The organism is Streptomyces sp. NPDC104381 (assembly GCF_055583745.1).
On sequence record NZ_JBVJNK010000002.1, the window covers coordinates 622519 to 635445 of the forward strand.

Below are 12927 nucleotides of genomic sequence, written 5' to 3' on the forward strand. Positions count from 1 at the left end.
CCCTCCCCCGCTTCCCTCGCCCCGCCTCGCCGATCCGCAGCAGGAGTCCCCATGCAGCCGTCATCGCCCGCTCCCGGCACCTTCTCCCGTCGCACGGTGCTGGCCGGCGCCGCCGCACTCGCCGGCACCACGGCCGGGGCCACCACGACCGCGGCCGGGGCGGCCCCGGCCGCCCGGGCCGACGCCGCCCCGGCCGAAGGGGCCGCGTCCGGTGCCGGACCGGCCGGCGGACGGGCCGTCGTCTTCCGCGACGTACGCCTGCACGGGGCCCCGGGGGCCACGGACCTCGTGGTCGTCGGCGGCCGCGTCTCACCGGACCCGGCGCCTCGCGGCGCGAAGGTCGTCGACGGTGGCGGCCGGATCGCACTGCCGTCGCTCGTCGACGCGCACATCCACCCCGACAAGACGACCTGGGGCGGATCCTGGGTGTCGCGCCGGCCCGCGAGCGGTATCGCGGACTACGTCGCCCAGGACGTGGACCTGTTCCACAGTCAGCGCAGGCCCGTCGCGGAACGCGCGTACGGCCTGATGGCCCACGCCGTCACGCGCGGCACGCGGGCGATGCGCGCCCACGCCGACGTGGCCCCGGCGTACGGCCTGGCCGGGGTCGAGGGTCTCGCGGACGCCCGCGAGCGGCTCCGCCACGCCCTGGACGTCCAGATCGTGGCCTTCCCGCAGCACGGTGTCATCCGCACCCCGGGCACGGCGGAGCTGCTGGAGGAAGCCGCGCGCACCGGCGCCGTCGACATGATCGGCGGCATCGACCCCGGCGGTTTCGACCAGGCCCTGGACGACCAGCTCGACCTCGTCTTCGGCATCGCCGACCGCCACGGCATCGGCGTGGACATCCATCTGCACGACCGGGGAGCGAAGGGGATCGAGGCGCTGCGCGGCATCATCGACCGGACGCGCGCGCTGTGCCTCACCGGCAAGGTCACCGTGAGCCACGTCTTCTGCCTGCCCGGCCTCACGGACGGTGAACTGGGCTCCCTCGCCGCCGAACTGGGGGATCTGGACATCGCGCTCACGACGGTCGCGCCGTCCGACTCCCTGGTGCTGCCGATCGCACGGCTGCGCGAGCACGGCGTCCGGGTCGGGCTCGGTTCCGACGGCGTACGCGACTCCTGGAGCCCCTTCGGCGACGCCGACATGCTGCACCGCGCCCATCTGCTCGGATGGGTCACGGACGTGCGTCTGGACGAGGAGCTGGCGGACTGCTACCGCGTCGCGACCCACGGGGGCGCGGACGTCATGGGCCTCGCGCACGCGGACCTCGGGCCCGGGGCCCCCGCCGACTTCGTCCTGGTACGGGGCGAGTGCCTGCCTCAGGTCGTCGTGGACATGCCCCGACGGGACATGGTCGTGCACGGCGGAGCCGTCGTGGCGCGCGACGGGGAGCTCGTCGGCCGGAGCCGGCCGGAGTAGCAGCCCCACGGGCCCGGATGTGGCGTGGGTCACCCGAATCGCCTGACCGATCGGTCAGCTCTGACCGATCGGTCAGCTACGGTGTCCCCATGCCACGTCCGCCTTCCGCGATGCGCCGTCAGATCCTCGACTCCGCACTGCGTCTCTTCGCCGAGCACGGCTTCAAGGGAACCTCGCTGCACGACATCGCGGTGGAGGCGCACTGCTCCAAGGCGTCCCTGCTGTACCACTTCGCCGGCAAGGACGCGATCCTCACCGAGCTGCTGACCCCTCCGGCCGAGGGGCTCTCCGCCATGGGCGAGGAGCTGGCCGCGCTGACCGGCGGCCAGGCCGTCGAATCCGCCGTCACGGGCTACGTCGGCCTCGCCCTGCGCTTCCAGCTCGAAATAAAGATCATCTTCGCCGAGCTGCCCGACATGCTCGGCCATCCGGTGCTGGCCGTCATCCCCCGGGCCGTCGACCAGCTCGCGGACGCGCTGGCCGGCCGTTCGGACGAGCCGCGTGCGCGGGTGACGGCGCAGATGGTGATCGGCGGCGTGGCCGTCACGGTCGCGGCCGGCGTGGACGCCGAGCCCGCCACGATGCGTGACGAACTGGTCCGGGGAGCGCTGAGAACCCTCGGGCACCCGACCGGCAGAAGCTGACAGAAGCCGTCCAGACCGAAGAGAAAGACGCCCCCTTCGCATGGCAATACTGCTGTACCGGCTCGGCCGGCTGTCCTTCCGGCGCCGAGGGCGTGTCCTCGCCCTCTGGCTCCTGCTGCTCGCGCTGCTCGGTGGGGGCGCCGCGGCCTTCAGCGGGCCCACCACCAGCAAGTTCTCGATCCCCGGAACCGAGTCCCAGAAGGCCCTGGACTCGCTCGCCAGGGAGTTCCCGCAGGCGGGCGGGGCGACGGGGACCATCGTCGTCGCGGCACCCGAGGGCGGGAAGCTCACGCCCGCGGCCGTGGCTCCCGTGACCGAGGAGGCCGCGAAGGTTCCCGGTGTCCTCGCGGCCGTCGACCCCTTCGTGTCCAAGGCCGTCTCGCGGGACGGCCGCTACGCCCTGGTCCAGGTGCAGTTCGAGTCCGGTGCCGACGGCATCACCGACGCACAGCGGGAGGCGTTCAGCGAGGCGGGCGCGTCCGCGGCCGGTCTGCGGGTCGAGCACGGCGGCGAGATCATGCGGGGCGTGCCGGAGATCGGTTCGACCGAGGTCATCGGCGTGGCCGTCGCCGCCCTCGTCCTGGTCCTCACCTTCGGCTCGCTGGTGGCCGCGGGCATGACCCTGCTGAACGCGCTGGTCGGCGTGGCGGCCGGGATGGCGGGGCTGTTCGCCCTCAGCAGCGCCGTGGAGCTGACCAGCACCGCGCCCATCCTGGCGCTCATGCTGGGCCTGGCGGTCGGCATCGACTACGCCCTGTTCATCACCTCCCGCTACCGCCACTACCTGCTGGACGGCATGGACCGGGAGGAAGCGGCGGGCCGGGCGGCCGGGACCGCCGGTTCGGCCGTCGTGTTCGCGGGTGCCACCGTCGTCATCGCGCTCGCGGGGCTCGCGGTCGCCGGTGTGCCCTTCCTGACGGTCATGGGCCTGGCCGCCGCGGCCACGGTCGCTCTCGCGGTGCTGGTCTCCCTCACCCTGCTGCCGGCCGTCCTCGGCTTCGCGGGCGCCCGCGTACTGCCCCGCAAGCAGCGGAGCGGGGAGCGGACGGCCGCCCCGGCCCCCGCCGGGCCCGAGGCCGGCTTCGGCTTCCGCTGGGGCCGGATCGTGGCACGGCTGCGGGTGCCCGTCCTCGTCCTCGGGGTGGCCGGACTCGGCGCCCTCGCCCTGCCCGTGCAGGACATGCGTCTGGCGCTGCCCGACGCGAGCACCGAGGCGGTCGGCTCCCCCAACCGCGAGGCGTACGACCTGACGACCGAAGGGTTCGGCGAGGGCTTCAACGGCCGGCTGGTCGCCGTCGTGTCGGGCGACACCGCTCGAGCGACCGGTACGGCGGCCAAGGAGACCGCGGCGCTGATCATGGACACCGACGGGGTGCTGGCCGTCGCCGCCCCGCAGATGAACGAGAAGGGCACCACCGCGCTCCTGGCCGTGATCCCCGAGACCGGCCCGACCGCCGCGGCGACCGAGGACACCGTCAACGAGATCCGCGACCGGGTGGCGGACGTCGGGGGCGCCACCGTCTCACTGACCGGTGCCACCGCGGTCGGCATCGACGTCTCGGAGAAGCTCGCCGCCGCGCTGCCGGTCTATCTCCTGCTCGTGGTCGGGCTGTCCGTCCTGCTGCTGATGCTCGTCTTCCGGTCGGTGCTGGTGCCCCTCAAGGCGGCGCTGGGCTTCCTGCTGACCATCGGCGCCACCTTCGGGATCACCGTCGCCATCTTCCAGGAAGGGCACCTGGCCGGGCTGGTCGGCCTCGACACACCCGGGCCGCTGGTCAGCTTCCTGCCCATCCTCCTGATCGGCATCCTCTTCGGGCTGGCCATGGACTACGAGGTGTTCCTGGTCTCGCGCATGCGGGAGGACTTCGTCCACGGCGCCGACGCCCGCGAGTCGGTCATCAGCGGTGTCGGCCACAACGGACGCGTGGTGACGGCGGCGGCAGTGATCATGACGGCCGTCTTCGGCGGATTCGTGTTCATGCCGGACCCGATCATCAAGTCCATCGGGTTCGCCCTGGCCGTCGGCGTGCTCGTCGACGCCTTCGTCGTGCGCATGGCGCTCGTACCGGCGGTCATGCACCTCCTGGGACGCGCGGCGTGGTGGCTGCCCCGCCCCGTCGACCGGATCCTGCCCGACCTCGACATCGAGGGCGAGCGGCTGCAGCGGGAGATCCCGGTGCAGCGTGAGCCGGTCGAGCTCGTGAAGACGTGAACGCACCGGTGCCCCCGGCCCGAGGGCCGGGGGCACCGGTGGTGCGGTCGCTCAGCTCTCGTCCGGCGCCAGCGTCAGCGAGATCGAGTTGATGCAGTACCGCTGGTCCGTGGGCGTCTGATAGCCCTCACCCTCGAAGACGTGCCCCAGGTGGGAACCGCAGCGGGCGCAGCGCACCTCGGTGCGGCTCATGCCCATGGTGTTGTCCTGGAGCAGCTCGACGGCGTCGCTGTCCTTCGGGTCGTAGAAGGACGGCCAGCCGCAGTGCGACTCGAACTTGGTGTCGGAGCGGAACAGCTCCGCACCGCAGGCACGGCAGGAGTAGACGCCTGCCGTCTTGGTGTCGGTGTACTCACCCACGAAAGCGGGCTCGGTGCCGGCCTTGCGCAGCACCGCGTACTCGGCGGGGGTCAGTTCCGCCCGCCATTGCTCGTCCGGCTTCTCGACGTCGTACGACACGGTGACTCCTCAGCTCGACAGGTGGTCCAGGATCTGCGGGCCGAGGTCGGTGACGTCGCCCGCTCCCATGGTGAGAACCAGATCGCCGGGCTTCGCCATTCCCGCGACGGCGGCGGGGACGGCCGCCTTGTCGTGGACGGCCGTGACGTCGGCGCCCGCGGCCTTCGCCGCGTCGATGATCAGCGCGCTCGTGACGCCCGGGACCGGGTCCTCGCGGGCCGGGTAGATGTCCAGGACCAGCGAGGCGTCGGCGAGGGCCAGGGCCTGGCCCATCTCCGTGCCGAGCTCCTGGGTGCGGGAGAAGAGGTGGGGCTGGAAGACCACCAGGAGGCGGGCGTCGCTCGCCGCGCCGCGCATGGCCTCCAGGTCGGCCGTCATCTCGGTGGGGTGGTGGGCGTACGAGTCGATGACCTGGACGCCGGCCGCCTCGCCCTTGAGCTGGAGGCGGCGCTTGACCCCGGTGTACTTGCCGAGGGCGGAGGCCAGGTTGTGCGCGGGGATGCCGAGCGCGACCCCGGCGGCGAGCGCGGCGACCGCGTTGTGCGCGTAGTGGCGGCCCGGCACGGAGACCGTGAAGGTGAGGTACTTGCCGTTGAGGACGACCGTGACCTCGCTGGTCAGACCGCGCGGGGTGACCTTGTGCACGCGTACGTCCGCGCCCTCGGACTCGCCGTAGGTGACGACGGTGAGGGAGGAGAGCGCGCGGACCCGCCGGGTCAGCTCCACGGCCCCGGGCTGGTCGGCGGCGATGACCAGGGTGCCGCCCGGGACGACCTTGCCGACGAAGGTCTCGAAGGACTCGTAGATCTCGTCCATCGACGCGTAGTTCGCGTGGTGGTCCAGCTCGACGTTGAGGACGATCGCGACCTCGGGGGCGTACTTCTGGAAGCTCCGGTCGCTCTCGTCGGCCTCGGCGACGAAGATGTCGCCGCTGCCGTGCGTGGCGTTGGTGCCGGGGCCCTCCAGGTCGCCGCCGATGGCGTACGAGGGGTCGAGGGCCAGCTCGGACAGGGCGACGGCGAGCATCGACGTGGTGGTGGTCTTGCCGTGGGTGCCGGCGACCGCGATGGCGCGCAGGCCGTCCATCAGCGAGGCGAGGGCGTCGGAGCGGTGGACGACGGGGATGTCCAGCTCGGCGGCGCGGACCAGCTCCGGGTTGTCGGCACGGATGGCGCTGGAGACGACCACCGAGGTCGCGTCGTCGGCCAGGTGCCCGGCCGCGTGCCCGATGTGGACGGTGGCTCCCAGCGCGCGCAGGGCCTTGGCGGTGGCGGACTCCTTGGCGTCGCTGCCCGCCACCTTCGCGCCGCGCTGGGCGAGGATCTTCGCGATGCCCGACATTCCGGCGCCGCCGATGCCGATGAAGTGCGGCCGTTCCAGGGCGGCAGGAATACCGGGTGCCATACGTGTCTCTCCCGAGCTGTTCGGTGGGTCTGGGTCCGGATGGGTCCGGACGGCCCCCAGCCTATTCGCTGTGCGCGAAGAGCTTGAGCACCGGTACGCCGACCTTGTGCCGGGCCCGGGAGGCCCAGTCGCGGTGGAAGAACTCCTCGACGTAGTGCGGTGCCGTCAGCACGATGACCTCGTCGGCGCCCGAGTCGTCGACGACGGTCTTCAGCTTGTCCAGGGGGTGGTCCTCGACCACCTGTCCGACGGCCTCGGAACCGGCCTCGCGCAGCTCCCGGAGCGAGTACTCCAGCGCCATCTCGGCGGGCTCCCTGGCCTCCTTGCCCTCCGGCCGGTCCCCCTCGCGCACGGCTTCCCTGAGCTCGCCGATCGCCACGTCGTCGATCGCCCGCAGCAGCACATCGGCCTGGTCGCTGCGGGGCTGCATCAGCACGACGAACGAGATCTGCTCCTCGCCGTGGAGGGTCGTGACGAATTCCACGTCCTCGGGGGTGAGGGGCTTCTCGATCATCAAAACGCTTGTGAACACGACAGGCGCCCTTCCGCTTCATCTCGTCGGCCGCAGGCACGGCCGCTGTTGCTGAAACCATCCTTCCCCGCAATTGCAGGGGTAGCAGGACTAAGTGTGCCCACCCGGAGCTAACCGGAACGGGTAATTCCACTAAGTGTCAGAACTTCCCGTACCGAGTGAAGAGGAATCCTGCCTCCTCCAGGAGCGAGATGAGGGAGAAACGTTCCGGCACGGCGAGCGCGGGGCCGCCCGCGATGCGCTGCGCCTTCCCGGCGGTGAGCAGCGGGGAGACGGTCAGGCAGAGCTCGTCCAGCACCCCTGCCGCCATGAACTGGCCGAGCAGCCGCGGTCCGCCCTCGGTGAGGAGCCGGCCGAAGCCCCGCCCGGCCAGCGTCGCGACGGCGCGCGCGGGATCGACGGCGGCTCCGTCCCCGGCGAACAGGACCTCGGCCCCCGCCTTCCGGGCCGCGTCGACCCGGTCCGAGGGCGCCGTCGCCCCGGTGACCACGAGGGTCGGGACCACCGGCGAGGCGAAGAGCGGGAGCGAGAAGTCGAGGTCCATGCTCGCGCTGACCACCGCGATGGCGGGGGCGGGCCCCTGCCCCGCGGCCTCGCGCCGTGCGGCGAAGGCCGCGCGGGCCTTCGCCGGCCGGTAGCCCTCCAGGCGCACCGTCTCGGCGCCCACCACGACCGCGTCGGCCAGCCCCCGGAGGGTGCCGAAGATCCGCATGTCGCTCGGGCTGGAGATGCCCTGGGAGCGGCCGTCGTGCTGGGCGGCGCCGTCCAGGGTGGAGACCATGTTGGCCCGGAGCCAGGGGCGCCGGCCCTCCGGGTACGCGTAGGCGTCGGCCAGCTCCTCGAGCGTCCACTCACGGTCGGCGGCGGAAGCGGCTGGGGTGGTCAGGTCCGTCACGGGGAGCAGGCGTCGCATGCCCAGCAGTCTGGCACGGCACCCGGTGCCCCACCCGCGACGGAGCCCGCCCGGGGGCCCGGGAAGGAGCTGGGCGGGAGCCCCGGGCGGGAGCCGACTCCCCCGTCGCGGGCGAGGCCTTAAGGTGGAGAGTTGTGTCGTCCTCCACAGCCGTGCCGGGGCAGAGCCCCATAGCCGAAACGGCCCCGCAGTCCCTGTGCGCCCTCGAACCGCGCGTCCCCGCCGATCGCCTGGTCGCGGAGATGGTGCCGCCACCGCGCTTCGACTCGGTGCGCTTCGATACGTACGTACCCGACCCGAACCAGCCGAGCCAGACCGAGGCGGTCGAAGTGCTCAGCTCGTTCGCCGCGGGACTCGGCGGGGCGCACGCCACGGGGTCGGGCGGGAAGGGCTGGCGGCGGGCGGCCGGCGGGCTGTTCGGCAGGAAGCAGGCGGCCGCGCCCGCCGGGCCGCGCGGTGTCTATCTCGACGGCGGCTACGGCGTCGGCAAGACGCACCTGCTCGCCTCGCTCTGGCACGCGACCCCCGCCGCGCCCTCACTCAAGGCCTTCGGCACCTTCGTCGAGCTGACGAACCTGGTCGGCGCGCTGGGCTTCCAGCAGACCGTGCAGACCCTGAGCGGGCACCGTCTGCTCTGCATCGACGAATTCGAACTGGACGACCCGGGCGACACCGTGCTGGTGTCCTCCCTGCTCAGCAGGCTCGTGGAGGCGGGTGTCGCGCTGGCCGCCACCTCGAACACGCTCCCCGGCAAGCTCGGCGAGGGCCGGTTCGCGGCGGCCGACTTCCTCCGCGAGATCCAGGGGCTGTCCGCGCACTTCCGGCCGCTGCGGATCGACGGCGAGGACTACCGCCACCGGGGACTGCCCGACGCGCCCGCGCCGTACTCCGACGACCAGGTCACCAGGGCCGCGTACGCCACCGCCGGCGCCTCGCTCGACGACTTCCCGGCCCTGCTCGACCATCTCGCCCGGGTGCACCCGAGCCGGTACGGCGCGCTGACGGACGGGATCACGGCGGTCTGCCTCACCGATGTGCGGCCCGTGCCCGACCAGTCGACGGCGCTGCGCCTGGTGGTGCTCGCGGACCGGCTGTACGACCGCGAGGTCCCGGTGCTCGCCTCCGGCCTCCCCTTCGACCGGCTGTTCAGCGACGAGATGCTGAACGGCGGGTACCGGAAGAAGTACTTCCGGGCGATCTCGCGACTGACCGCGCTGGCCCGTGACGCAAAGGGACTGGTGGCGCAGTAGGTTCGGGGCGTGACACCGGCCGGGCACGACGAAGCGCCCGGCCACCCCCGTACAACCGCGCACACCGTTTGAAGGGATCAGCATGGCTACCACGCGTCAGGCGCACACGGTCTGGGAAGGCAACCTGCTCGAGGGCAACGGCGTTGTCACCCTCGACTCCTCGGGGATCGGGGCGTACCCGGTCTCCTGGCCGTCCCGCGCGGAGAAGGCGAACGGCAAGACCAGCCCGGAGGAGCTCATCGCGGCCGCGCACTCCAGCTGCTTCTCGATGGCACTGTCCAACGGTCTGGCCACCGCGGGCACCCCGCCCACCCGGCTGAACACCCAGGCCGAGGTCACCTTCCAGCCCGGCACCGGCATCACCGGTATCCACCTCACGGTGGAGGGCTCGGTCCCGGGTCTCGACGAGGCGGGCTTCGTGAAGGCCGCCGAGGACGCCAAGGCGAACTGCCCGGTCAGCCAGGCGCTCTCGGGCACCACCATCACGCTCACCGCGTCGCTGGCCTGAGCATCCGCACCACCGTCCCCCGGGAGGCCCCGCCTCCCGGGGGACACGTGTGTCCGCGTCCGGCCGGCGGTCGCCGCGCTGCCCGGATCCCGGCGGAACCCGTGCACCCCGGCTGGCAGCATCCTGCACCCGGGTGGCAGCAATTGCCTTCACCAGCACAGAAGTTGGGCCCCGGTCGGCAGGAATACTCACTGACGCAAGGGCGCGGCCCCGGGGCCCTGACTTCCGCGCTCACCGGAACGCATCGGTCTCGTGAAGGAGCACTGCCATGAATCGACTCCAGAAGGTCAAGGCCGCACTCGGCATGGCCGCCGCCTGTGCGGCGGTCGTCGCCCTCCCCGGCCAGGCCGGCGCGGCCACGACCGTGGCCCAGCCCACCGCGGCGCAGTCGGCCGCCGCGGCCGCCTCCTGTGCCTCCGGACACGTCTGTTTCTGGTCCGGGGCCAACTACACCGGCTCGAAGTGCACCTGGCTCGACGCCGACCCCGACTGGTACGCCGGAAGCCTCCAGTGCTCCTGGGCCAAGAACGGCACCCTGGCCAGGTCCGTGTGGAACGCCGGCACCAGCAGCAAGTCCGGCGTCGCCTACTACTCGGGCGCCACCTACTCCAACCGCGTCGGCTGCACCCCGCAGGGCAAGGGCGGCAACTTCACCCAGGGCCGTGCGCTGCGCTCGCACCAGTGGATCACCGGCGCCTGCGGGTGACGGGGTCCGGCCGCCACGGGGCCGGTGACCACTGAGGACGCCTCCCGGGGGCCCTCCCCGCGCCGACGGGCGGGAGAGGGCCCTCGACGGGCCTGTCCGGCGCGGCCGCCGGACCCCCGCGTTATACATGAGCATGACAGTGTTCAGGAGGGCTTCCCACGGGGCAGGCCTGACCGAGCACGTCACTTCACCTGTCCGCCAACAGGGAGTTGCCTCATGTCATCCGCACCGCGTCACCTCGCCACACGACGACAGGTCCTGGCCGGCAGCGCCGCGACCGCCGCCTCGGTCGCCTTCACCGGGGCCTTCACGGAACTCTTCTCCGGCACCGCCGACGCCCGGGGCCACAGCGGCTACGGCCCCCTCCTGCCGGACCCCGACGGCCTGCTCGACCTGCCGAAAGGTTTCCGCTATCGGGTGCTCTCCCGGGAGGGCGACCAACTCCGCTCGGGCGAGGGCCGGGTCCCCAGCAACCACGACGGCATGGCGGCCTTCGCGGGCCGCCACGGGCGCGTCCACCTCGTGCGCAACCACGAGAACCGCGAGAGCGCGAAGATCGCGGTTCCCACGATCGAGGGCCTCACCTACGACCCGATGGGCAAGGGCGGCTGTACGGCTCTCGAACTCGACGGCCGCGGCACCGTGCACGGCGAGCGCGTCGCCATCGCGGGCACGGCCGTCAACTGCGCAGGCGGCCCCACCCCTTGGAACACCTGGCTGACCTGCGAGGAGACCGAGGACCGGGCCGGCACCAACGGCTACACGAAGGACCACGGCTTCATCTTCGAGGTGGACGGCGCCGATCCGCGCCGTACCGGGGCCGTCCCGCTGACCGCGATGGGCCGCTTCCAGCACGAGGCCATCGCGGTCGACCCGCGCAACGGCATCGTGTACGAGACGGAGGACGCGTTCGAGAAGCCGTTCGGGCTCTTCTACCGCTTCCTCCCCGAGAAGCCGCTCGGCGGGACGGGCTCCCTGCGGGCCGGCGGCACGCTGGAGGCCATGCGGGTACCGGGCGTGCCCGACCTCTCCGTGATCCAGGAGACGGGTGCGACCTTCGACCGGATCGAGTGGGTCCCCGTACCGGATCCGCAGGCGGCCGGGACGCCGATCCGGTTGCAGGACTTCGGGCCGAAGGGCATCACCCACGCCCAGAAGCTGGAGGGCTGTTACTGGGGCGGTTCGTCGGTGTACTTCGTCTCCAGCTTCGCGCACAGCTCGGAGGGGTCGGCCGCCGACCACTTCGGCCAGGTCTGGCGGTACGAGCCGAAGCGCCGCCGGCTCACCCTGGTGATCGTCTTCGGCCCGGACACCGACGTCCAGCTGCCGGGCGAGTCCCCGGACAACATCTGCCTCGCCTCGGGCGGCGGGCTGATGGTCTGCGAGGACGGCGGCGGCGCCCAGCACGTGCTCGGGGTGACACGGCGCGGCGAGGTCTACGCGATGGCCCGGGGCCGGCAGAACATCGGGACCGCCGAGGAGCCGGAGTGGGGCGAGTTCGCGGGCGTCACCTTCTCGCCGGACGGCGGGACGATGTTCGTGAACTGCTACACGCCGGGGACGACCTTCGCGGTGACCGGCCCCTGGCACTGACCGGGACACCAGCGGACGGGTGATCCGGCCGCCCGCCGGGCGGGCGGCCGGAGCGCCGTGCACGGGATCCGGTGCACCACCGGCTAACGTCCCCCAGTGATCAAATCCGTTCGTACGATGATCGTGCTGACTGTTCTGGGTGGAGTGCTGGCCGGCTGCGGGTCCCCGGAGGACAGCCGCTCCAGGACCGCCGCGCTTCCGACGGCCTCCCCGGAGGCGGCCGCTCCGGCGTCCTCCGTACCCGCGAAGGGGTCCGCCTCCCCGTCACCTGCCCCGCAGAGCGAGCCACCCGTGCTGGCCCCGGGCCCCGGCGGTCTCACACCGGTCTTCGAGCGACGGGCGGGCGGCCCCGCAGGGCCGGACGCCGGGGCGCGGGGCAGAACATCCGGGGCCTCAGGGACCTCAGGGGCTTCGGGAGCCCCGGGGGCCTCCGGCGCCGAGAAGGTCGTGGCGCTCACCTTCGACGCGGACATGACGGCGGATCAGGGGCCCAGGGCCGCGGAGGGCGAGCACTTCGACAACCCCGCGCTGATCGCCTCGCTCCGCCGGCTGAAGGTCCCCTCGACGGTCTTCATGACCGGCAGATGGGCGCAGGAGTACCCGGTGCAGGCGCGCTCGATCGGCACCGACCCCCTGTTCGAGATCGCCAACCACTCGTTCAGCCACTACGCCTTCTCGTCCCCCTGCTACGGGCTGCCGACCGTCGGGAAGCCGGACATGCGGCGCGATGTGGAGCGGGCCTTCACCGCGATCCGGAAGACGGGGGCGCGCAATGTCGTGCCGTACTTCCGCTTCCCCGGCGGCTGCTACGACGATGTGGCGCTGAAGGCCCTGGCCCCCACCGGGGTGACCGCGGTGCAGTGGGACGTGGTCAGCGGGGACGCCTTCGCCACGGACGCGGACGCCGTGGCCGAGCAGGTGCTGGACGGGGTGGAGCCGGGCTCGCTGGTGGTCATGCACTGCACCCGCAGCGCGGCGCCCGTCACCGAGGACGCCGTACGCCGGATCGTCCCCGAGCTGCGCGAGCGCGGCTACCGCTTCGTCAAGGTCTCCGAGCTGATGCGCGGCTGAGCACGGGCACGACCCCGCCCGCGCGTCAGCCCGAGCAGGCGGCCCGCCCCGCCTCCTGCCAGGCGCAGACGGGGCAGAGGGTGGCGCCCTTCGTCGACTCGGGGTACTCGGTGGGCTTCCGGCACAGCACGCACTCGGCGTACGGCGGGCCCGCGTCCACGGGTGCCTGGTCCGGCGCGGGCGTCCCGCAGTACGCATCGTCCATGCGTA

13 protein-coding genes are annotated in these 12927 nt (G+C 72.6%); 8 read left to right on the plus strand and 5 right to left on the minus strand.

The genetic code is table 11. From position 1 onward, the window contains the following. The first annotated feature begins 51 nt into the window (after positions 1-51). The 3 genes from ACZ607_RS07795 (at position 52) to ACZ607_RS07805 (ending at position 4281) form a co-directional block, all read left to right on the plus strand. Positions 52-1425 (plus strand): amidohydrolase, encoded by a 1374-nt coding sequence (locus tag ACZ607_RS07795; RefSeq protein ID WP_469732828.1) that lies wholly within the window; start codon positions 52-54, stop codon positions 1423-1425. Positions 1426-1514: 89 nt separating this feature from the next. Continuing rightward, positions 1515-2069: a TetR/AcrR family transcriptional regulator gene (locus ACZ607_RS07800; RefSeq protein ID WP_469732829.1), complete on the plus strand. Its 555-nt coding sequence runs from the start codon at positions 1515-1517 to the stop codon at positions 2067-2069. A gap of 40 nt (positions 2070-2109) precedes the next feature. After that, entirely contained in the window at positions 2110-4281 is a 2172-nt protein-coding gene (locus ACZ607_RS07805; RefSeq protein ID WP_469732830.1) for an MMPL family transporter, read from the plus strand. 51 nt (positions 4282-4332) lie between these two features. Here the strand turns inward: ACZ607_RS07805 and msrB are convergent, their stop codons facing one another. The 4 genes from msrB to ACZ607_RS07825 form a co-directional block, all read right to left on the minus strand. Further along, complete coding sequence (gene msrB, locus ACZ607_RS07810) at positions 4333-4740, minus strand: peptide-methionine (R)-S-oxide reductase MsrB (RefSeq protein WP_469732832.1); 408 nt, start codon at positions 4738-4740, stop codon at positions 4333-4335. Positions 4741-4749: 9 nt separating this feature from the next. Beyond that, the gene (gene murC / locus ACZ607_RS07815) at positions 4750-6144 is read right to left on the minus strand and encodes a UDP-N-acetylmuramate--L-alanine ligase (protein ID WP_469732833.1); all 1395 of its coding nucleotides are present in this window, start codon (positions 6142-6144) and stop codon (positions 4750-4752) included. 61 nt (positions 6145-6205) lie between these two features. Beyond that, a complete protein-coding gene (locus tag ACZ607_RS07820; RefSeq protein ID WP_469732835.1) occupies positions 6206-6658 on the minus strand; it encodes an indole-3-glycerol phosphate synthase in 453 nt (150 codons plus the stop codon). A 157-nt stretch (positions 6659-6815) separates the two neighbouring features. Beyond that, entirely contained in the window at positions 6816-7589 is a 774-nt protein-coding gene (locus ACZ607_RS07825) for a pyrimidine reductase family protein (RefSeq protein WP_469732837.1), read from the minus strand. Positions 7590-7723: 134 nt separating this feature from the next. Here ACZ607_RS07825 and zapE point away from each other — a divergent pair, with 134 nt between their 5' ends. The 5 genes from zapE to ACZ607_RS07850 all read left to right on the plus strand — a co-directional run bounded on the left by zapE (position 7724) and on the right by ACZ607_RS07850 (position 12717). Continuing rightward, on the plus strand, positions 7724-8839 hold the full coding sequence (zapE, locus tag ACZ607_RS07830; RefSeq protein WP_469732839.1) for a cell division protein ZapE: 1116 nt from the start codon (positions 7724-7726) through the stop codon (positions 8837-8839). 82 nt (positions 8840-8921) lie between these two features. Next, a complete protein-coding gene (locus ACZ607_RS07835; RefSeq protein ID WP_099174907.1) occupies positions 8922-9347 on the plus strand; it encodes an OsmC family protein in 426 nt (141 codons plus the stop codon). 268 nt (positions 9348-9615) lie between these two features. Then, complete coding sequence (locus ACZ607_RS07840; RefSeq protein WP_469732841.1) at positions 9616-10053, plus strand: peptidase inhibitor family I36 protein; 438 nt, start codon at positions 9616-9618, stop codon at positions 10051-10053. A 216-nt stretch (positions 10054-10269) separates the two neighbouring features. After that, positions 10270-11646, plus strand: coding sequence for an alkaline phosphatase PhoX (locus tag ACZ607_RS07845; RefSeq protein ID WP_469732845.1), 1377 nt, complete (start codon positions 10270-10272; stop codon positions 11644-11646). Positions 11647-11763: 117 nt separating this feature from the next. Continuing rightward, entirely contained in the window at positions 11764-12717 is a 954-nt protein-coding gene (locus tag ACZ607_RS07850) for a polysaccharide deacetylase family protein (RefSeq protein WP_469733422.1), read from the plus strand. A gap of 25 nt (positions 12718-12742) precedes the next feature. Here the strand turns inward: ACZ607_RS07850 and ACZ607_RS07855 are convergent, their stop codons facing one another. Then, entirely contained in the window at positions 12743-12922 is a 180-nt protein-coding gene (locus ACZ607_RS07855; RefSeq protein WP_469732847.1) for a hypothetical protein, read from the minus strand. Between the last annotated feature and the right edge of the window lie 5 nt (positions 12923-12927).

Coding starts and splice junctions, on each gene's coding strand:
- ACZ607_RS07825 (WP_469732837.1), bottom strand. CDS start 7,589: ATGCGACGCCTGCTCCCCGTGACGGACCTGACCACCCCAGCCGCTTCC.
- ACZ607_RS07835 (WP_099174907.1), top strand. CDS start 8,922: ATGGCTACCACGCGTCAGGCGCACACGGTCTGGGAAGGCAACCTGCTC.
- ACZ607_RS07850 (WP_469733422.1), top strand. CDS start 11,764: ATGATCGTGCTGACTGTTCTGGGTGGAGTGCTGGCCGGCTGCGGGTCC.
- ACZ607_RS07800 (WP_469732829.1), top strand. CDS start 1,515: ATGCCACGTCCGCCTTCCGCGATGCGCCGTCAGATCCTCGACTCCGCA.
- murC (WP_469732833.1), bottom strand. CDS start 6,144: ATGGCACCCGGTATTCCTGCCGCCCTGGAACGGCCGCACTTCATCGGC.
- ACZ607_RS07840 (WP_469732841.1), top strand. CDS start 9,616: ATGAATCGACTCCAGAAGGTCAAGGCCGCACTCGGCATGGCCGCCGCC.
- ACZ607_RS07805 (WP_469732830.1), top strand. CDS start 2,110: ATGGCAATACTGCTGTACCGGCTCGGCCGGCTGTCCTTCCGGCGCCGA.
- ACZ607_RS07845 (WP_469732845.1), top strand. CDS start 10,270: ATGTCATCCGCACCGCGTCACCTCGCCACACGACGACAGGTCCTGGCC.
- ACZ607_RS07795 (WP_469732828.1), top strand. CDS start 52: ATGCAGCCGTCATCGCCCGCTCCCGGCACCTTCTCCCGTCGCACGGTG.
- ACZ607_RS07820 (WP_469732835.1), bottom strand. CDS start 6,658: ATGATCGAGAAGCCCCTCACCCCCGAGGACGTGGAATTCGTCACGACC.
- ACZ607_RS07855 (WP_469732847.1), bottom strand. CDS start 12,922: ATGGACGATGCGTACTGCGGGACGCCCGCGCCGGACCAGGCACCCGTG.